Raw genomic sequence first — 18,541 nt, 5'->3', positions numbered from 1 at the left:
AAAGAAAACTTATTTTCTGTCCTATAGCACTGAGTTAAGGCGATTGAAAGCATGTTATAAGGGCACTATTAACACGACTTAAGGTGCTTGAAGCATGTTAATAGTCGCATTGAAGTGATGCATTTCAAGAAAAAAAAGACTATTTGAGGAGCCAAATTTCTCCCAAACTTAAATATCATATTGAAATACAACACTTTATGAAAAGTGCTCATAATTTCAATATTTTGAACGAAGGAGGAAGGTCGTTGAAAATATCGCAGCTATGCAAGGGGTGTTGTAAAATATTTTCTGAAAATAACCAAAGATTCTAACTAACAAAAAAAACTTATTATTATCGTGTGGCAAAAAGACAAGAACAAAAAGAAAGTAAGTTTTTGAGGTAATGTTGGAGGACGCTTATTCTTATCCATACAAACATAGCTGCGCATTGGCGTTGAATTGTTCCCAAAGAATTAAATGGTCTAAAATTTTGGAGATTGCAGAATTATGTTTACTTTTGCAAGGCAAATTAGGAAGATTGGCAGAGTGACCGAATGCGCTGGACTCGAAATCCGGTATACCCTTTTTGGGTATCGGGGGTTTGAATCCCTCATCTTCCGCTTCTTGGATATAGTAAAAGGATACGATTTCCCTTTTTGAGTTCTTCTGCTATTCTAATCTAATAGATTGATAAGCCTTCTTTGTTCGCTTTTAAGTACATGGTTGCAGCTTGCTGTTACTTAATGTATTACCAGCTGAAAACTCACAATATCGTCAACCATAAGTCTTCAATCTCGGTTATGCCACGAAGGAGGACATAAAAAAAAGACCATATCTTACTTTGTTATTCAGTCTGATATGATCTTTATGGGAAACCTAAAATAGGAGTAGGTGCTTTCCCCACGCACTCATTACCTCTCTCCTATTGATAACTAATTATTTATCGAGCCACCAACAATATCAAGCAACTCATTGGTAATCGCTTGCTGTCTACTCTTATTCAACTGTAAGTTTAAGGAGCTTAGCAACTCATCAGCGTTGTCTGTTGCTGTTTGCATTGCCACCATTCGGGCTGCATGTTCACTGGCAACACTATCTAACAAGGCGGTATAAAACATGAGATGCAACTGCTTGGGAATTAATGAACTTAACACAGTTCTAATATCTGGCTCAACAATAAAATTATCATTCAATGGCTTTGCTTCTTCTGCAGCCTTCTTGCTCACAGTCTTTTTATTCTTTCGCAAGTATTCTTGCGCTTTAGCGGTTGCAAGATCCGAAGACAAGTCACGATCATTATCCACACCCACTTCTGTACTTAAATCGATGGGTAAGAATGTCTTGCGTTTTAGAATTTGTGTTCCTGCACTCTTGAAGTGATGATAAATAATCTCTACTTGATCAAGCTCTCCTTGCGCAAACTTCTTTGTGATTTCACGAGCTACCTGTTGACACTCGTGGGCATTCGGTTTGTCCGCCAAATGATTAAAGTTTCCTGCAGGTGTAAATCCTAACTTCTTTACTTTATCAAAAACTTTCCTACCAATGGGATAGATTACAATATTATCTTTTCCCAAGTGGCGATACTCTTCGATAACCTGCATCATGAGTTTCAGAACATTGCCATTAAAACTACCGCACAAACTGCTATTCGATGCAAAAACAACCAAAGCGACTTTTTTAATTTCTGAACGCTTTTTATCAAAAATGGTATCATTTTCGGGTGTCGAAGCCAAGAATGATTTAAGAATATGTTCCAACATATTTTCGTATGGAAGCATGTTCTCTATTTGAATTTGTGCATGATGAAGCTTACTCGACGAAACCATTTTCATGGCACTCGTAATCTTCCTTGTGTTCTTTACACTGGCAATGCGGGTTTTAATTTCTTTGAGTGATGGCATAATTATGAAGCTTGATACTGTGCAGTCACATCAGCCATTGTCGATTTTATCGTTTCAATGGCTTCGTCTGTTAATTGACCTGAGGCTAAAGTTTTCAATACATCGGCATATTTTGTCCTCATTGTTTCCAAGAAAGTGTCTTGACATTCACGAACGCTATCAATTGGAACGTCAGCAAATAAGCCATTTACACCACAGTACATAATGGCAACTTGCTCGCCTATAGGCATGGGACTATACTGCGGCTGTATCAAAAGTTGGTTGTTTTTACGACCTCTATCCAATGTCATTGCTGTGACAGAATCCATATCACTCGAGAATTTAGAGAAAGCCTCTAACTCTCTGTATTGCGCCATGTCAATCTTCAATGTTCCTGCCACTTTCTTCATACTCTTGATTTGAGCACTACCACCCACACGAGAAACCGAAATTCCTACATTAATAGCAGGTCGGAATCCTTGGTTAAACAGGTTACTTTCCAAATAAATCTGTCCGTCGGTAATCGAAATGACGTTGGTTGGAATGTAAGCAGAAACGTCACCAGCCTGTGTTTCTATAATAGGCAGTGCCGTCAACGAACCTCCTCCTTTGACATGTCCTTTCAGAGATTCTGGCAAATCGTTCATCATTTCAGCAACTTCTTGCTGGTCATTGATACGAGCAGCTCTTTCCAATAAGCGTGAGTGAAGATAGAACACGTCTCCTGGATAAGCTTCACGCCCTGAAGGGCGACGCAATATCAATGAGATTTCACGGTAGGCAACGGCTTGTTTAGAAAGGTCATCATAAACAACCAATGCAGATTCGCCTCGATCGCGGAAGTATTCACCAATAGCAGCTCCTGCGAATGGCGCATAATATTGCATTGCTGCAGGGTCAGCAGCTGTAGCTGATACTACAATAGTATAAGGTAAAGCCCCGTGTTCTTTAAGTATTTGAACGAGATTGGCAACAGTGGATGCCTTTTGACCTATCGCTACGTAGACACAATATACGGGCTTTCCTTCCTCGTAAAAACTCTTTTGGTTGATAATTGTATCCAGTGCAATAGCCGTTTTTCCTGTTTGTCTGTCACCAACAATCAGCTCTCTCTGTCCACGTCCAATAGGAATCATCGAGTCAACGGCTTTGATACCCGTCTGAAGTGGTTCTTTTACAGGTTGTCTATAAATAACACCAGGAGCCTTTCTCTCTAAAGGCATCTCGAAACTTTCGGTCAAATCAAGCTCTCCCAACCCATCGATAGCCTCTCCCAGTGGATTGATAACGCGTCCAAGCATAGAATCGTTTACACGAATAGAGGCAATACGGTGGGTGCGTTTTGCTGTCATACCTTCCTTAATGCCGGATGTAGGACCTAAGAGGATGCACCCTACATTGTCTTCCTCCAAGTTCATCACAATGGCCATCGTACCGTTTTCAAACTCCAACAATTCATTGGCCTCAGCATTTCTCAATCCGTAAAGTCTGGCTACACCATCTCCCACATTGAGAACGGTACCTACTTCTTCAAATTTCAAATCTGTTTGAATGCATTTCAACTGCTGAAGTAGTACTTCTGATACTTCACTTGGTTTTATTTTATCTGACATTTTATGCTTTGTTTAAATTATTTTTTTAGCTGTTTCAGAATTTTGTTAAGCTTTGTTTGTACACTGGCATCCATCCTATACGAATCGTATTCAAGGATGAAACCACCGATGATATCTGGATTTACTTCTGACTGGAAATTAATTGTTCCTTTCGATTGGCTATGAACCACCGCTTCCATTCGCTTTTCGATATCTTCTGTAACAGCTGTAGCAGTAATCAATTTTCCGCTAATGATATGCTTCTGTTGACGATACAAAGTAATATAAGATGTGAAAATGTATTGCAAGATATTTTCTCGTCCTGCACTTAACACCAAGCGAATAAAATCTTTTGTTAGCTGTGTGGGATTTGTTCCACAAGCCAACTCAATCAGTTCCTGCTTCTTATCTTGATGCAGCATGGGATTGTCAATCGTTTGCCTCAAATCAGAGATGTGAGCATAGCTGTGACTGAGTGCCAGCATCTCTTGAAATACGTTGTCCTCTACATGCTTTTCAAGTGCACATTTGAGCAATGCACGAGCATATCTAACAGATATTACGCCTGTGTTCATCTTATCTTCTATGCTTGGTTCTTTTCAACCGATATATCATTCAGTAACTTGTTAATCAACTCCATCTGGCTATCTTTGGAAGCAAGTTCTTCACGAATAACCTTTTCTGCTATTTGAACAGAAAGTTCAGCGACCTGAGAACGAATATCTCGAATGACATTTTGTTTCTCAATGTCTATTTCTGTTCGTGCTTCACTGATTAGACGAGAACTTTCATCCTTTGCCGTCACATGTGCTTTCTCCACAATAGAGTCTCGAGTAGCAGCAGCTTCTTTTAACATAACCGCTTGCTTTTCACGAGCATCATGAAGAATTGCATCTCCTTCTTGTTGAATTTTGGCTAAACGTTCAGAGGCCTCATGTGCTTTACGAAGACTGTCGTCAATATAGGATTTACGTTTTTCCACCATATTGATGATGACAGGAAAACCGTATTTCGAAAGTACAAAAAAGACCACCAAAAAAGCCAAGAACATCCAAAAGAGGAGTCCAAGATCAGGAGTTAATATTGATGGTAAATTCTCCATTCTATGATAGTTTATTATTTAATAAGGAAAGCACAAGCTGCAATTGCGAAGAGCGCACATCCCTCAATGAAGGCAGATGTTAAAATCATGTTTGATGTAATCTTACCTGTTGCTTCTGGTTGACGAGCAATGGCATCCATGGCATTACCACCAATTCTACCAATACCAATACCTGCACCGACTGTTGCAATACCTGCACCAATTCCACAGCCAAGCTGTGCTAATCCTTCTGCTGCTAATAATGTTGAAATCATCATAATTCGTTTATTTATTGTTATTAATTTTAGAAATCTATTCTTTGAAAGTTTATATGGTTGTTTCTGGTTCTGGATGTGCTAATCCAATAAACACCGCACTAAGCATCGTAAAGACATAAGCCTGAATAAAGGCAACTAACACCTCCAACAGATTCATGAAAAGAAGCATCACCGCACTAAAGAGATTCAACCCTAAGCCATATCCTACACCCATGTTCCAACCTAAGAAGATGACACAGGTAAAACTAAGAATCACGGCATGACCTGCCATCATATTGGCAAAGAGACGAATCATCAGTGCAAAGGGCTTCGTGAATACTCCAAACAATTCGATGACAGGCATCAGTGGTACGGGTACCTTTAGAAACAGTGGTACATGAGGCCAAAAAATGTCTTTCCAGTATTCTTTGGAACCAAAGCAATTGATGGCTATCATCGAACAAACAGCTAAGAACAAGGTAATGTTAATATTTCCCGTAATATTAGTACCACCGGGGAATATAGGAATTAAGCCTATGAGGTTACAAGTTAAAATAAAAAAGAATACCGTTAATAGATAGGGGGCAAAACGTTGATAATTCTTTTCTCCTACAGAGGGACGAATCAAGTCGTCATGTATCGTCATCACAAACATCTCCATGACTCCAACAAAGCCTTTAGGTGTTTCCGTTTTTTCATCGGCATTCTTATACCATTTGGCACAACTTAAAAATACCAAAATCAAGACAACAACAACAATCCAAATTTGTACAACAACCTTTGTAATACTTAAATCAATAGGACGAGCAGTTTCACCGTTGCCTACATGTTCGTAAATTTTTCCATGATGTTCTTCATCGAAAAAGAACTGTTTTGGTAAATTCTTTGCCGTACCCACATACCATTCACCTGTCGTTTCACTCCTCACAATAATAGGCAATGGTAAGCTGAGATGTTTACCCTTAAAAGTAGCAATGTGCCATTCATAAGAATCGGACAAATGTTCCAGCACAATCTCTGGAATATTCAAAGCCTCCCCCTCTGAATTACTGGCCATTAATTGAATAGGTGCCAGTAATAAAGATAAGCAAAAGAGTATCGTTCTTATTTTTTTCATCCTTTATTCAACGTTATCGTGTCATTTAGTTTCACTTGATTGCGCCTTATTTTTAGCAATGAAGAACAATGAGTGATGTATCAAAATAGTCAAATAATAACTCATGAAAGTCAGACATGATACCAAAATGGTCGCTCTCTCCATCACAAGGAAGAAAACAAACATCACTCCGATTGCTGCAAGCGTTCTAACACTTGATACTGCCATGAAGAATGTTGGAAGATAGTCTGCCTGTTTTTGAGCAATCCTACTCCACACTAAGATATCAGCCAATTCAATTATCAAGGCAAAAGTCAACCCCACAATGAGTGGTGTAACCATATGGTCAACTTTCCCTATTTTCATTATCAAGACACCAATCAAAGTTAATGCTGTTAACAGCAAGAAGCTTTGTGTCATGTAACGTTTCTTAATTTGCTTAATATCATTCATCCTCTGTGGCTATAGTTCAACACATAAACTAATTACATTCTTTTGTACCTCAACAAATCCACTCTCTATTTCTAACTGCTTAAGCTCTCCCGACGCTATTTCGTAGCTCACCGTTCCAGACTCGAGAGAAGAGATGATGGGCGCATGATTCACTAAAATTTCAAACTCTCCAAGAGTTCCTGGCACAGTTACACGATTAACTTCACCGTCAAAGATTCTTTTTTCTGGAGATATAATTTTTAGTCGAAGCATTATTGTTGGTCGCTTTTATAGTTTCTATATGTTAGCTTTTGGCTGCAGCAAGCAGCTTCTTACCTTTCTCAATAGCATCTTCTATTGTTCCTACATTCATGAATGCTTGCTCTGGAAGATCATCTACTTCACCATCAAGAATCATATTAAATCCTTTAATGGTATCTTCTATCGGAACCATTACTCCCTTTAAGCCTGTAAACTGCTCTGCAACAGTAAAGGGTTGTGAGAGGAAACGCTGTACACGGCGTGCACGATTCACAATCTGTTTATCTTCATCGGACAATTCGTCCATACCCAAAATAGCGATAATGTCCTGTAACTCTTGGTAGTGCTGGAGTATCTGTTTTACTCTTTGTGCACAATTATAGTGTTCCTTGCCCACAATCAATGGATCCAAAATACGAGAAGTCGAACCTAATGGGTCGACAGCTGGATAAATACCCAACTCCGTAATCTTTCTACTGAGTTCAGTAGTGGCATCCAAGTGTGTAAAAGTGGTCGCAGGAGCAGGGTCTGTCAAGTCATCCGCAGGAACATATACCGCTTGCACAGACGTAATAGACCCATTTTTAGTAGAAGTAATACGTTCTTGCATCGTTCCCATTTCAGATGCTAAAGTAGGTTGGTATCCTACAGCAGAAGGCATACGCCCTAATAAGGCAGAAACTTCTGAACCTGCTTGAGTAAAACGGAAGATATTATCAATAAAGAACATGATATCTCCCCCTTGTCCATCTCCATTAACTCCTCTATCACGAAACTCTTCTGCAACGGTCAGACCTGATAAGGCTACCGAAGCACGAGCACCTGGTGGTTCGTTCATTTGACCATATACCAAGGTGGCTTGCGACTTCTGTAGTTCTTCTGGGTCAACTAAAGACAAATCCCACTTGCCCTCTTCCATTGCTTTCTTAAATTTTTCGCCATAGCGAATAACGCCTGAATCAATCATATCTCGAATCAAGTCGTTACCTTCACGGGTTCGTTCACCAACGCCTGCAAACACAGAATAGCCATTATGTCCTTTCGCAATATTGTTAATCAACTCCATAATGAGGACGGTCTTTCCTACACCAGCACCACCGAACAAACCGATTTTTCCACCTTTCATATAAGGCTCTAACAAGTCAATCACTTTGATACCAGTGGCTAACATTTCCTTATGCGTGGATAAATCTTCAAAAACAGGTGGTTGCCTATGAATTGGATAAGGATTCTCCTTCGACAGTTGTTCCATTCCGTCAATAGCTTCCCCTATCACATTCATCATTCTGCCTTTAATTTGATCTCCTGATGGCATGGTTATCGGACTACCTGTTGCAATCACTTCCAAGCCACGTCTCAAGCCGTCTGTGTTATCCATGGCTACACAGCGAACCGTGTCCTCGCCGATGTGCTGTTGTGTTTCAATCACCAAATCGCTACCATCTTCACGTTTTACGATCAGCGCATCGTATATTTTGGGTAAGACAGACTCTGGATCTTGACCTTTCGTATCAAAATAAACATCAATAACAGGTCCAATAATCTGGGAAATATGTCCATTCACTTGTGACATAACTTTTTTATATTTATATGAAACTATTTTCTAAAAATTAAAAAACTTTAGCTGTGCAAATATACAAAAATACTTTGATTGCTTACTTGTACAATTATTATATTAACAGAACTGTTTGTTATATTAACATATTTTAGACCTCATACCTTAGGTTACCTTTTTAGATACTCAATTCGTCGAGTACTTTGATGAGCTTTTTATCAAAGGGCTTATCGCTCCGAATAGCCTCGGTCAATGGTATATAATCTATTTCGTTGTTCTTAATACCAATCATAATGTTGCGCTGTCCCTGCATAATGGCTTCTACTGCGCCAACGCCTGTTCTGCTGGCTAAGATTCTATCATGTGCCGATGGTCTTCCTCCACGCTGCAGATGTCCTAAGATAGATACACGTACATCGTAACCAGGGAACTCTTTTTTCACACGATCGGCATAATACAATGCACCACACTTTGGACTCTCACTGACAATGACAATGCAAGAACGCTTAGATTTACGAATACCTCGTTCCATGAAATGCCCCAGCTGGTCTACATCAGTGCTGTCTTCAGGAATAATAGCTGCTTCAGCACCTGAAGCAATGGCACTATTTTGAGCTAAAAATCCTGCATCGCGCCCAATTACTTCAACAAAGAAAATGCGCTCATGACTCTGCGCTGTGTCCCGAATTCGGTCTACACACTCTACAATGGTATTCAACGTAGTATCGTAACCGATGGTAGAATCGGTTCCATAGAGGTCATTATCAATAGTACCAGGAAGCCCAATACAACGGACGTCATATTCTCTTGCAAATTCAATTGCACCACGCAACGATCCATTACCACCTATTACTACCAAAGCACCGATAGAATGTTTCTGAATATTCTCATAAGCCTTCTTTCTTCCTTCGGGTGTTAAAAATTCCAAAGAACGAGCTGTTTTTAAGATAGTACCTCCAGACATGATGATGCCGCTCACATTTTCGGTCGTGAAATCTTTGATTTCATCGTTTATCAATCCATCATAACCTTTATAGATACCTTTTATCTTAAAACCATTACAGATACCAGCACGCGTTACCGCACGTATGGCTGCATTCATACCCGGAGCATCTCCACCAGAAGTTAAAATACCAATTGTTGTAATCTGCTTCATATATTCGATTTTCTTTGTCAAATCCCAATGAGGGGAAATCTATAGAATAGTTCTTAACATCTATATAACTATAGTGCGCTCTAAAAACTTCACAAAGGTAATAAATATAATGTGAATTGGGCAAAACATTTATATGAAAATTCTTTGAAGACCTTATTTGGTAGCTCTTTTGATGCCAGTGCTTGGGATATTTCACTGATTCTTAGTCTGCTGGATGCCTTTTCGAAAAATAGACCTGAGGGTAAAATAGAGTTCTTCTTGTATTCTGAACATCCTCCATGAAAAGCGTAGCGGCATATACCCGAATTTATATTTTAACCTTTTATATAACCTGTGTACCTCGATACCACTCCATATACGATGAAGTTCACGCATGCCCATCGCAGAATCCTCGGCAGAAAGCTGTTTTCTGTAGGAATAATGAAAATAATATAAATCTATCAATACCAGCCAGCGCACATTTTCATAAATCGTTAAAACATCATCGCTTACGTTAAGTTGTATCAACTGCTTCTTCATACTTTCGTTGGCACGAAGATAATCAAACCTGCTCCCACTAATCGCACGTGTTACCGAGTGGGGATTGTAGTGGTAGTAGTTCTCTCCACGACAACAACTCACTTGCTTAGAAAACAAATAATGCAGTCGTGTACTGTTGTCATCACTGTAGGTCTTACACGTGTCATCGTACGGGAATTGTTTGAAAAGGGAAGTTTTGGCAGCATAAACGCCATGAATTTTCCACGTCAAGCTGTCTTTGAAAGCCTCGTATCCAGACCTTTCTTCAAAAAAATCCATGTCATATTCCTGCGCCGTTGAATTGTCTTCTCCAAGGGTGAGGAGCTTGAAAAGCACACAGTCTACTTGTGGATGCTTTTCAAAAACGTGTAAAGCCTGTTCTAAGGCATCGGGCGCAAAAGTATCATCGCAATCTAAAATCGTGGAGTAACGAGCGTTGATATGTTTAATTCCTTCATTGCGTGCATGTGCTATTCCATAGTTTTGACTTAGATGAAGTATCTCAATTCGCTGGTCTATAGCTGCATACGACTGTAATATTTCCCAAGAATTGTCCGTAGAACCGTCGTCTATACAAATCACTTGAATGTCTTTGAGGGTTTGTTGCAGCAACGAATCTAAGCATCTTTTCAGATACTCGCTACCATTATAAACCGCCACCAATATGGCAAATGATGCTATTTTTTCCATACTCGTAATTTTAGATGTGTCCATAAATCGGTTTTTTTTCTCAATATGCGTAATGACACCCACAGACTCAACAGAACAAGCACAGTGCCTCCACCCCAATACACCAAGCCATGGGTTGACAACACCAAGCCGTAAGCCACCAAGCCAAACATAAGTTGGATGCCTAAATATTGCCACACCGAAGTGGATATATTATATTGATAGGTGGTGTGCATAAAATAAAATAGCATTAAAAAATCCAATGCTGATACCAAGGTGATAGCGATTCCAGCGCCTAATAACTCATAATAGTGGAATCCTGCAATGACAGCCAGCACCAGGACAACATCGTAGATAGCCTCTACGAGGAGGTACAGCCTTGAATTACCTTTTGCCAAAGGAATGTAAGCAATAGGTAGTTTGACAGCTCGCCAATACATCGCCAGCACCAAGGTCTGCACCATGACTTGAAGCGACACAAACTCTCGACTATACAGTAGCGGCAGCAACACTGGTACACCTACCATGAACACCACCAACATAGGCGAAATGAGCAACAATGACACTTCTATCTGACTGTTGACCGTTTCGTTCAACAGCGCACCTGTGTGCTTGATAGACGACAAGCGTGGGAAGAAATCGGTTTCCATGGCAGAAAACACCAAACCCGCATACGTCATTGTCATCATATAAGCTGCATTAAACAGCCCAACGGTCTCTACCGACCCCAGTACATTAAGGTAGCGACGTATCAGAAAATCGGCACCGCTTCCCAAAATACCTGCCAGCACAAAAGCCACTCCAATCTTGAGCATAGGACTTCCCTGCAACAACAAAGTTTTGCTCCAGTTAAAATGTATAGCGTATTGTTTATGAGAGTAATAAATAGTGAGCAGCATTTGTGTCAAAGCGACAATGATGAGTGAAGGAACAATAGCTGCCTGACGCCAGAAGTAAAACAATGGAATAGAGGTAATCAATGCGCCTACGATGTTGAGAAAAGAGATTTTCGCCAACGACTTGAGTTGTCGTAAGGCTTTCAAAATGGCTAACTCTACCCCCGTCACTGCCATTAGGAATACCACTATCGACAACAAAACAAAATGCAAAGAGTGGTCGCCCCAGCCAAAGACCCACCGACTGAGTATAGGACTTATCATCATGCACACCGCCATACCCAACAGAGCCGTCAACATGCTCCATAGTCGCACACTGTCAATACAACGTCTCATGTTGGTCTCATCGTGCTGTTCGAAAGCTGCAGACAGTTCCCTAACGGCACTCATGCTTAATCCAAAATTAGTGGAGTCGCTAATCAGTTTGGTTGTGGAATTGAAAAGCGACATCAGTCCCATACCCTCGGCACCGAGAAGAAGAGCCACCAACTTATTGCGAACAATGCCTACCAAGATGCCAAGACCTTGTACACCACCAAACAGACCAGTGTATTTTAAGATATGGGTATAGGTTTTGTTGCGATTCTCGTTTGTCATCTTTGAATGAACGAATAAAAGTAAATTTTATTACGTCTTTCCCTTAAAAACCTTATGCGCCTCAACTCCCGTGGTGCTTCTTACCTACGAGATGACAATGAGAACGAACCGATAGGTGGAAGCAACTATCAGCGAACGCTGGCAGCATCCTATTCGTATAACACTTATTGTTTCCTGCTGGTGAGTTAGAGATTTTCTAAAGTAGACATGCTTTTACATAGTTTGCCTCACGCAACCAATGTGACCCGAAACATCGTCCGAAATTCGTCCGACCTTTTTATTGCAAACGCTCGGAAATCCCCTGTACAAAGGACTTCCGAGCGTAAAAGTTGCGGAGACATGACTCGAACATGTGACCTCCAGGTTATGAGCCTGGCGAGCTACCAACTGCTCCACTCCGCGATGTTATTTCTCATTTGCGGTTGCAAAGGTAAGACTTTTTTCTTTAAAACCAAAATATTTTTATACTTAATTTGAAAATACATGCTCAAAAAGACAATAACAGTTGGCAATTCCTATCTGTAATAAGCAATTATTCATCAATTCAAATCTTCCATAAAATATTTAGTGTGCTCGTTTTTTTTTGATAAATATGCTTGCATCGGTCAAATAAAAAATATACATTTGCACATGGTACGACTGATGTGCAACGATAAAAATAAGGAGGAAATACGAATGTCTATTTCAAAAACGCGACAAATATTGGTAGATGTAGCACGCAAATTATTTGCTAAAAATGGTGTAGCCAATACAACGATGAACGACATTGCGATGACCTCTGGAAAAGGAAGACGTACGCTCTATACCTATTTTAGTAGTAAAGAAGAAGTATTCTATGCGGTCATCGAGTCGGAACTTGAACGGTTGAGCGACAAGTTAGATGAGGTTGCTACTAAGAAGATTGCACCGCAAGACAAAATTATCGAACTGATTTATACGCATCTTAGCATGATCCGCGAGACAGTGGTGCGGAATGGTAACTTGCGAGCCGAGTTCTTTCGTAACATTTGGATGGTAGAAAAGGTAAGAAAGAAGTTTGACGCTGACGAAATAGACTTATTTCGTAGAGTGTACTCGCAGGGAAGATCAGATGGCGATTTCGATATTGATAATGTGAATTTGATTGCTGAAATCACACATTATTGTATAAAAGGACTTGAAGTTCCTTTCATTTATGGACGTCTGGGGCATGGTCTTACCGAAGAGAGTAGCAAACCTTTGGTTGCGAAGATGGTTTATGGAGCTTTGGGAAAGAACAATTCTAAATAAACAACATCAATATTTTTTTGATATCATTCTATTAATTTTAATTATACACTTAAAAAATATGGGACTTTTAACAGGAAAGACAGCCATCGTTACAGGGGCTGCACGTGGCATAGGAAAAGCCATTGCTATGCGTTTTGCACAAGAAGGTGCGAATATCGCCTTTACCGATTTAGTTATTGATGACGAACGTGGAGGTAAGGAAACAGAACGTGAATTATCTACTTTGGGTGTCAAAGCAAAGGGCTATGCTGGCAATGCTGCAGATTTTAACAATACAGCTGAATTGGTAGCGCAAATAAAAGAGGATTTTGGCTCTGTTGATATATTGGTGAACAATGCTGGCATCACCAAAGATGGTCTGATGTTGCGCATGACCGAAGCACAATGGGATGCTGTTATCAACGTCAATCTAAAGAGTGCGTTCAACTTTATACACGCATGTGTACCTATTATGATGCGTCAACGTCAAGGGTCTATCATCAATATGGCATCGGTAGTGGGCGTACATGGTAACGCTGGACAAGCTAACTATGCTGCCTCTAAAGCTGGGATGATAGCTTTGGCTAAATCGGTAGGACAGGAAATGGGACCCAAGGGAATACGTGCAAATGCCATTGCGCCGGGCTTTATCGATACAGCGATGACCCAGGCATTGCCTGAGAATATTCGCAAAGAGTGGATTTCAAAGATTCCATTACGTCGTGGTGGAACGGTTGAAGACATTGCCAGTTGCGCCTTGTTCTTAGCCTCCGACCTTTCAAGCTACATCAGTGGCCAGGTTATTCAGGTTGACGGGGGGATGAATATGTAACAGTTAGTTTTTGAGTTTTTGAGTTTTTAAGTTCTTGAGTTAAATGATTAGCTTTTTGAATAGGGTGATAAGCTTATTGAAAACCTAAGATATGCCTCAAACAGCTTGTCAAAATGAAAGCTAATTGATAAACTTTAAAACTTAAAGACGTTAGATATACCTCAAACAGCTTGTCAAAATGAAAGCTAATTGATAAACTTAAAAACTTAAAAACTCAGAAACTCATAAACTTAAAATCCATGCTCCCTCTTTACGAAGACAATCACATCATTATTGTCTCTAAACGTAGTGGCGAAATCGTCCAAGGTGACAAAACGGGCGACCTGCCGTTATCAGAGACCGTAAAACAGTACATCAAAGAGAAATACCAAAAGCCAGGAAATGTTTTTCTGGGAGTGGTACATCGCTTGGACCGTCCTGTTTGGGGGCTTGTTGTCTTTGCCAAAACCTCTAAAGCACTCACGCGACTGAATAAAATGTTTAGAGATGGTGAAGTGCATAAAACCTATTGGGCGATTACCAAAGAGGCACCACCAGCGGAAGAAGGTGTGCTAACCGATTGGCTGGTGCGCAACGAGCGACAGAACAAGAGCTATGCGCATTCGCAAGAGACACCAAATGCTAAAAAGGCAGTATTGAAATACAAAGTGATTGCTCATTCAGACCATTATCATTTGTTAGAAGTTCAATTGATGACGGGGCGGCATCACCAAATAAGATGCCAGTTGGCAAATATGGGATGTCCTATCAAAGGCGACCTTAAATATGGTGCCAAACGGAGCAATCCCGATGGAAGCATTAGCTTGCTGGCTCGTAGTGTTGCCTTTGTGCACCCCGTTTCAAAAGAGAATATTGTGGTTGAAGCGCCTTTCCCACCCCAAGATCGTCTATGGGAGGCATTGGCATCAGCCGTTATTTGATGAATTATATATGAAAAAAATTGTGATAGCTATCGATGGTTTCTCATCGTGTGGCAAAAGTACGATGGCGAAAGATTTGGCTCGCCAGTTAGGTTATATTTACGTAGACACTGGTGCAATGTATCGTGCCGTAACTCTCTACGCCCTGCGCCATCATTTGTTTTTAGACAATGGTACCGTGAATGAGCCTGAGCTACAACAGCACATGCCTAATATTCACATCTCATTCAAGTTGAATCCTGCGACTTCAAAGCCCGATACTTACCTTAACGACGAAAGTGTAGAGCAAGAAATACGTTCTATGCGTGTGAGCGAACACGTCAGTAAGATTGCTGCTATCCCATTTGTCCGAACGGCCTTGGTCGCACAACAGCAACAAATGGGGAAAGATAAAGGTATTGTCATGGATGGTCGCGACATAGGAACCGTTGTCTTTCCCGATGCCGAACTGAAGATATTTGTCACAGCTTCTGCCGAAGTTCGTGCCCAACGCCGATTTGACGAGTTGCAACAAAAAGGAATGCCAGCTCAATACGATGACATTTTGAAGAATGTGCAAGAACGTGATTATATCGACTCGCATCGCCAAGTGTCCCCTCTTTGTAAGGCAGAAGATGCAATAGAGTTAGATAACAGTCATCTCACGATCCCCGAACAACAACAGTGGCTCGTTCAAAAAGTGAATGAAGTGCTCCAACAGTCTTCTAAAATGGGATAACAGTTTTAACAGTTTTTCCAAAAACAAGCATTATTGATTGGCATTCTTTCTAAAATTTTATTTCAAACAACCTATGACAAACAAAATTTTCTCTTCTAATTCCTCTTTTCGGTTTTTGCTTGCAGGGGTATGTCTCATGGTTGCTCTTCAAGTAAGTTCGCAACGTCGACACACCGATTATCAAGTGGTAGAAAATGTTGTACTTTACCGTGGCACTCCTTTGCTGACCGCTGACCCCTACTCGTTTGTAGACTTAGGCTACGGCTATGCCAAGGATGCTAACCATGTTTATTATCTTGGCGAGGTGTTGAAATATGTTGACCCTTATTCGTTTAGGTTGAAACGAATATCTCCTCATGACGGTTACCGTCCTTATGATTCGCCATTTTACCTCTCACGGGGATATAAAATTATGTCAAATGTAGTACTATTCAATGGTCATAAAGTATATGACGCCTCTGTAAATAGTTTCCGTGATTTGGGTGGCGGTTATGCCAAAGACGCTTTCAACGTATATTTTATGGGTGAGAAGATGTCTGGAGGCAGTACCCATTCTTTTCAGTATTTGGGAGATGGCTATGCCAAAGATTCTTTTGATGTTTATTTCTTAGGCCGTAAGGTGAATGATGCCAGTGCCAATTCCTTTAGAATCGTAGGTGAGGGTTATGCCGAAGACACCTTTAACACGTTCTATCAAGGGCAGAAAATCAATTGAGAAGACAAGCAGTCTTCTTTTCTCGGCAGTCCATTGAGCAAGGATTACATACGAAAGAACAAAGAAAAATCCTCAAGTATAAGGCTATCGAACAAATTTCCTACACTTCATCTTAACATCCTCTCAGTGGCGTATAGGCAGCAAGTGATTGTCCGTGTTTCCACCCTTGTGAGGATCGTATTTGATTCCAGGAAGAGCTTTAGTGCCTTGCTTGTTGGTAATGACAAACGTAAACATCCACTTATCAAGTCTAATGCCGTCTGCATCGGTGTTGGGCAACACCATCACCACCTTATTCCATCCCTTGTGCAGTTGCAAAATAAGCGGTGGTCTGGCAGTTAGGTTTTCGTTGCCCATGGGTGTTTCGTTAGCTATACGTTTCCCTGCATGTGTCCAAAGTGGTGGTTGTAATTCTTTGTCGTTCCAGTATATCACCGACCCCCTTCTGTCCCACTTGCCATCTTCGGGTGCTACGTCTTGTTCTGATCTGCTGTAGTTTTGCAACTCTACCAAAGCTCCTGCTGTTTGTCTTTTTGGCGAGTACACATACGTCCATACATAGGCTGTGTCGTTGGAGTTTTTATCGTCGTATATGGCTGGTACCGTTTTTTGCCAAGTGTGGTTCAGATAGATACCTGCCCCTGTTACCACCTGCTCATCAATGGGTTGGTTGTCCGACAACGAGCTTGCTATTGCCCAGCGCACATTGGTTTGCCGCACATAGGGAATGGGCTCGTTCCTCAGACAATGGTGCTTATGAAAGAGAAACCGTGTCTCCCAATCGCTAAAGTCTTCCAGCTCATCTCCAGTATTGGGCAGCATTGTTCCGCCTTGTTCTATGTATTGCTTGCCTCCGCCCTGCCATGCTCTTGATGCCGATGCGATGACACTGGCGTAGAAATTGTTATACTTCAAGATATTGCGCTCGCCTTCTATCTTGTGGTCATTCCATGTGGCACAAATCTCGCCAGCCACTTCTGGCGACCCTTTTTGCTGGTAGTAAATATTACTTTTGTAAATACCAACGATGTCAGCAAATACATCGAAGTGGTTGATGTAGTTGTACCGACAGTCAATATTCGGGATGTTCGCAACTAACCTTCCTGCGGTACTCCATAGTTGAACCATGTCGACTTGTGCAAATCCTGCTTGATTGGGTATCCATACCACGGCTTTCTTACCAAGCTTCCTCACCCAGTTGGTCATCGTCTGCAAAAAGTCTGGGTAGGTTATAGTTTGCTCATCGCCACCTATATGAATATATGGAGTATGTGGGAAGCACTCTACGAGTTCTTTCAAGATGACTTTCAGTTCAGCCACCCCTTGGTCGGTTTGCATACTGTGTCCCATGGCTCGTACAAAGGCGTCACTGTGTCCAGGCATATCAACCTCTGGAATGACTTTCACACCGTAACGCAACGCATAACCTTCTAAGTTGCGACATTGCTGTTGCGTGTAATATTGTCCAGGAAAACGGGGCATAACACTACTGGTAGTGAGTTGTGGAAAAGCCTTTACCTCAAATCTCCAAGCTTGGTTCTCCGTGAGATGCCAATGGAAAGTATTCACCTTGAAATGGGCGAGCAGCCTTATTTGTTTCTTCAGCTCATCGATAGAGATGAACGACCTCCCCACATCGTGCATGAATCCTCGTAGTTTGAAAGCAGGATAGTCGATAATGTCAACCGCTTCGAGGCATGGCGTGGAGCCATAGCCCTCTGCCAGCATCTCGAGAGTTTGCGTCGCACGGATGACACCGACAGGCGACACCGCCTTTATTTCTATGGTGTTGGGGTGAATGGTCAGCCTGTATGCCTCGTTTTCATATCCTGCAAGATAGTAGTCTTCGGTGTCTTCTATGCGGTCTGTCAGGTTCACCACCACTTTCGCGCGGGCGTTTGGCTTGATGGTGCATCCATGTTCAGTGAAGAAATCTTTTAGGATGAGAGTATTTGAACCGTCGGCTATCTGTATGGCACGTGATAGCCTGAACCCTTTGGCATCGAGTTTTGTCGCAAACTTGGCACGAGGCAAAAGGTCTATGAACTTGGCATCCATTGTATTGGATGCAATGACGAATGTAAGCAATAATAGAATAAAACGTTTCATCAGTACCTTTCTTTAATTCTAATGTA

19 protein-coding genes and 2 tRNA genes are annotated in these 18,541 nt (G+C 41.1%); 7 read left to right on the top strand and 14 right to left on the bottom strand.

Features of this window, described 5'->3' with window-relative positions:
• Positions 1-511: 511 nt before the first annotated feature.
• A tRNA-Ser gene (locus BN35_RS11795) sits at positions 512-599 on the top strand.
• Between the two features lie 312 nt (positions 600-911).
• Here BN35_RS11795 and BN35_RS11790 read toward each other — a convergent pair.
• From BN35_RS11790 to BN35_RS11735, 12 genes are all read right to left on the bottom strand, one after another.
• Positions 912-1,883 (bottom strand): F0F1 ATP synthase subunit gamma, encoded by a 972-nt coding sequence (locus tag BN35_RS11790; protein WP_025072262.1) that lies wholly within the window; start codon positions 1,881-1,883, stop codon positions 912-914.
• A 2-nt stretch (positions 1,884-1,885) separates the two neighbouring features.
• Positions 1,886-3,475 carry a F0F1 ATP synthase subunit alpha gene (gene atpA / locus BN35_RS11785; RefSeq protein WP_025072263.1) on the bottom strand — a complete coding sequence of 530 codons (1,590 nt, stop codon included), beginning with the start codon at positions 3,473-3,475 and terminating at the stop codon, positions 1,886-1,888.
• A gap of 17 nt (positions 3,476-3,492) precedes the next feature.
• Positions 3,493-4,029, bottom strand: a complete 537-nt coding sequence (locus BN35_RS11780) for a F0F1 ATP synthase subunit delta (protein ID WP_025072264.1) — start codon at positions 4,027-4,029, stop codon at positions 3,493-3,495.
• Between the two features lie 8 nt (positions 4,030-4,037).
• Positions 4,038-4,556: a F0F1 ATP synthase subunit B gene (gene atpF, locus BN35_RS11775; protein WP_025072265.1), complete on the bottom strand. Its 519-nt coding sequence runs from the start codon at positions 4,554-4,556 to the stop codon at positions 4,038-4,040.
• A gap of 14 nt (positions 4,557-4,570) precedes the next feature.
• On the bottom strand, positions 4,571-4,813 hold the full coding sequence (locus tag BN35_RS11770; protein WP_025072266.1) for an ATP synthase F0 subunit C: 243 nt from the start codon (positions 4,811-4,813) through the stop codon (positions 4,571-4,573).
• Positions 4,814-4,862: 49 nt separating this feature from the next.
• Positions 4,863-5,909 (bottom strand): F0F1 ATP synthase subunit A, encoded by a 1,047-nt coding sequence (gene atpB, locus BN35_RS11765; protein WP_025072267.1) that lies wholly within the window; start codon positions 5,907-5,909, stop codon positions 4,863-4,865.
• 21 nt (positions 5,910-5,930) lie between these two features.
• Positions 5,931-6,341: a hypothetical protein gene (locus tag BN35_RS11760; protein WP_025072268.1), complete on the bottom strand. Its 411-nt coding sequence runs from the start codon at positions 6,339-6,341 to the stop codon at positions 5,931-5,933.
• Between the two features lie 9 nt (positions 6,342-6,350).
• Positions 6,351-6,593 carry an ATP synthase F1 subunit epsilon gene (atpC, locus tag BN35_RS11755; protein WP_025072269.1) on the bottom strand — a complete coding sequence of 81 codons (243 nt, stop codon included), beginning with the start codon at positions 6,591-6,593 and terminating at the stop codon, positions 6,351-6,353.
• Between the two features lie 31 nt (positions 6,594-6,624).
• On the bottom strand, positions 6,625-8,154 hold the full coding sequence (atpD, locus tag BN35_RS11750; RefSeq protein WP_025072270.1) for a F0F1 ATP synthase subunit beta: 1,530 nt from the start codon (positions 8,152-8,154) through the stop codon (positions 6,625-6,627).
• Positions 8,155-8,314: 160 nt separating this feature from the next.
• Positions 8,315-9,292 carry a 6-phosphofructokinase gene (pfkA, locus tag BN35_RS11745; protein ID WP_025072271.1) on the bottom strand — a complete coding sequence of 326 codons (978 nt, stop codon included), beginning with the start codon at positions 9,290-9,292 and terminating at the stop codon, positions 8,315-8,317.
• A 192-nt stretch (positions 9,293-9,484) separates the two neighbouring features.
• Positions 9,485-10,501, bottom strand: coding sequence for a glycosyltransferase family A protein (locus BN35_RS11740; RefSeq protein WP_036893450.1), 1,017 nt, complete (start codon positions 10,499-10,501; stop codon positions 9,485-9,487).
• Positions 10,489-11,973 carry an oligosaccharide flippase family protein gene (locus BN35_RS11735; protein ID WP_025072273.1) on the bottom strand — a complete coding sequence of 495 codons (1,485 nt, stop codon included), beginning with the start codon at positions 11,971-11,973 and terminating at the stop codon, positions 10,489-10,491. The genes BN35_RS11740 and BN35_RS11735 overlap by 13 nt, the downstream gene beginning before the upstream one ends.
• 54 nt (positions 11,974-12,027) lie before the next feature.
• Between BN35_RS11735 and BN35_RS14220 the strand changes: the two genes are divergently transcribed.
• On the top strand, positions 12,028-12,162 hold the full coding sequence (locus BN35_RS14220) for a hypothetical protein (protein WP_257009525.1): 135 nt from the start codon (positions 12,028-12,030) through the stop codon (positions 12,160-12,162).
• 140 nt (positions 12,163-12,302) lie between these two features.
• Here the strand turns inward: BN35_RS14220 and BN35_RS11730 are convergent.
• Positions 12,303-12,375, bottom strand: a tRNA-Met gene (locus tag BN35_RS11730).
• A gap of 273 nt (positions 12,376-12,648) precedes the next feature.
• Here BN35_RS11730 and BN35_RS11725 point away from each other — a divergent pair.
• The 5 genes from BN35_RS11725 to BN35_RS11705 all read left to right on the top strand — a co-directional run bounded on the left by BN35_RS11725 (position 12,649) and on the right by BN35_RS11705 (position 16,406).
• Complete coding sequence (locus tag BN35_RS11725; RefSeq protein WP_025072274.1) at positions 12,649-13,242, top strand: TetR/AcrR family transcriptional regulator; 594 nt, start codon at positions 12,649-12,651, stop codon at positions 13,240-13,242.
• Between the two features lie 58 nt (positions 13,243-13,300).
• Positions 13,301-14,053: a 3-oxoacyl-[acyl-carrier-protein] reductase gene (gene fabG / locus BN35_RS11720; protein WP_025072275.1), complete on the top strand. Its 753-nt coding sequence runs from the start codon at positions 13,301-13,303 to the stop codon at positions 14,051-14,053.
• A 239-nt stretch (positions 14,054-14,292) separates the two neighbouring features.
• On the top strand, positions 14,293-14,973 hold the full coding sequence (locus tag BN35_RS11715; protein ID WP_025072276.1) for an RluA family pseudouridine synthase: 681 nt from the start codon (positions 14,293-14,295) through the stop codon (positions 14,971-14,973).
• Between the two features lie 10 nt (positions 14,974-14,983).
• Positions 14,984-15,691 (top strand): (d)CMP kinase, encoded by a 708-nt coding sequence (cmk, locus tag BN35_RS11710; RefSeq protein ID WP_025072277.1) that lies wholly within the window; start codon positions 14,984-14,986, stop codon positions 15,689-15,691.
• Between the two features lie 73 nt (positions 15,692-15,764).
• On the top strand, positions 15,765-16,406 hold the full coding sequence (locus tag BN35_RS11705; RefSeq protein ID WP_025072278.1) for a DKNYY domain-containing protein: 642 nt from the start codon (positions 15,765-15,767) through the stop codon (positions 16,404-16,406).
• 123 nt (positions 16,407-16,529) lie between these two features.
• On the opposite strand, the gene BN35_RS11700 is transcribed toward BN35_RS11705, so the two are convergent.
• Positions 16,530-18,515 (bottom strand): family 20 glycosylhydrolase, encoded by a 1,986-nt coding sequence (locus BN35_RS11700; RefSeq protein WP_036893448.1) that lies wholly within the window; start codon positions 18,513-18,515, stop codon positions 16,530-16,532.
• Between the last annotated feature and the right edge of the window lie 26 nt (positions 18,516-18,541).

The sequence above is a fragment of the Hoylesella timonensis 4401737 = DSM 22865 = JCM 15640 genome (assembly GCF_000455445.1).
Classification (GTDB): Bacteria; Bacteroidota; Bacteroidia; order Bacteroidales; family Bacteroidaceae; genus Prevotella; species Prevotella timonensis.
The sequence above is the reverse complement of the archived record's forward strand: the minus strand, read 5'-3'. Positions and strand labels throughout refer to the sequence as shown.

Excerpts from the sequence above, each read along its gene's own strand:
- fabG (WP_025072275.1), top strand. The coding sequence starts at position 13,301 with ATGGGACTTTTAACAGGAAAGACAGCCATCGTTACAGGGGCTGCACGT.
- BN35_RS11715 (WP_025072276.1), top strand. The coding sequence starts at position 14,293 with ATGCTCCCTCTTTACGAAGACAATCACATCATTATTGTCTCTAAACGT.
- cmk (WP_025072277.1), top strand. The coding sequence starts at position 14,984 with ATGAAAAAAATTGTGATAGCTATCGATGGTTTCTCATCGTGTGGCAAA.
- BN35_RS11705 (WP_025072278.1), top strand. The coding sequence starts at position 15,765 with ATGACAAACAAAATTTTCTCTTCTAATTCCTCTTTTCGGTTTTTGCTT.
- atpA (WP_025072263.1), bottom strand. The coding sequence starts at position 3,475 with ATGTCAGATAAAATAAAACCAAGTGAAGTATCAGAAGTACTACTTCAG.
- BN35_RS11740 (WP_036893450.1), bottom strand. The coding sequence starts at position 10,501 with ATGGAAAAAATAGCATCATTTGCCATATTGGTGGCGGTTTATAATGGT.
- BN35_RS11760 (WP_025072268.1), bottom strand. The coding sequence starts at position 6,341 with ATGAATGATATTAAGCAAATTAAGAAACGTTACATGACACAAAGCTTC.
- atpC (WP_025072269.1), bottom strand. The coding sequence starts at position 6,593 with ATGCTTCGACTAAAAATTATATCTCCAGAAAAAAGAATCTTTGACGGT.
- atpF (WP_025072265.1), bottom strand. The coding sequence starts at position 4,556 with ATGGAGAATTTACCATCAATATTAACTCCTGATCTTGGACTCCTCTTT.
- BN35_RS11725 (WP_025072274.1), top strand. The coding sequence starts at position 12,649 with ATGTCTATTTCAAAAACGCGACAAATATTGGTAGATGTAGCACGCAAA.
- pfkA (WP_025072271.1), bottom strand. The coding sequence starts at position 9,292 with ATGAAGCAGATTACAACAATTGGTATTTTAACTTCTGGTGGAGATGCT.
- BN35_RS11770 (WP_025072266.1), bottom strand. The coding sequence starts at position 4,813 with ATGATGATTTCAACATTATTAGCAGCAGAAGGATTAGCACAGCTTGGC.
- BN35_RS11790 (WP_025072262.1), bottom strand. The coding sequence starts at position 1,883 with ATGCCATCACTCAAAGAAATTAAAACCCGCATTGCCAGTGTAAAGAAC.
- BN35_RS11735 (WP_025072273.1), bottom strand. The coding sequence starts at position 11,973 with ATGACAAACGAGAATCGCAACAAAACCTATACCCATATCTTAAAATAC.
- atpD (WP_025072270.1), bottom strand. The coding sequence starts at position 8,154 with ATGTCACAAGTGAATGGACATATTTCCCAGATTATTGGACCTGTTATT.
- BN35_RS11700 (WP_036893448.1), bottom strand. The coding sequence starts at position 18,515 with ATGAAACGTTTTATTCTATTATTGCTTACATTCGTCATTGCATCCAAT.
- BN35_RS14220 (WP_257009525.1), top strand. The coding sequence starts at position 12,028 with ATGCGCCTCAACTCCCGTGGTGCTTCTTACCTACGAGATGACAATGAG.
- atpB (WP_025072267.1), bottom strand. The coding sequence starts at position 5,909 with ATGAAAAAAATAAGAACGATACTCTTTTGCTTATCTTTATTACTGGCA.
- BN35_RS11780 (WP_025072264.1), bottom strand. The coding sequence starts at position 4,029 with ATGAACACAGGCGTAATATCTGTTAGATATGCTCGTGCATTGCTCAAA.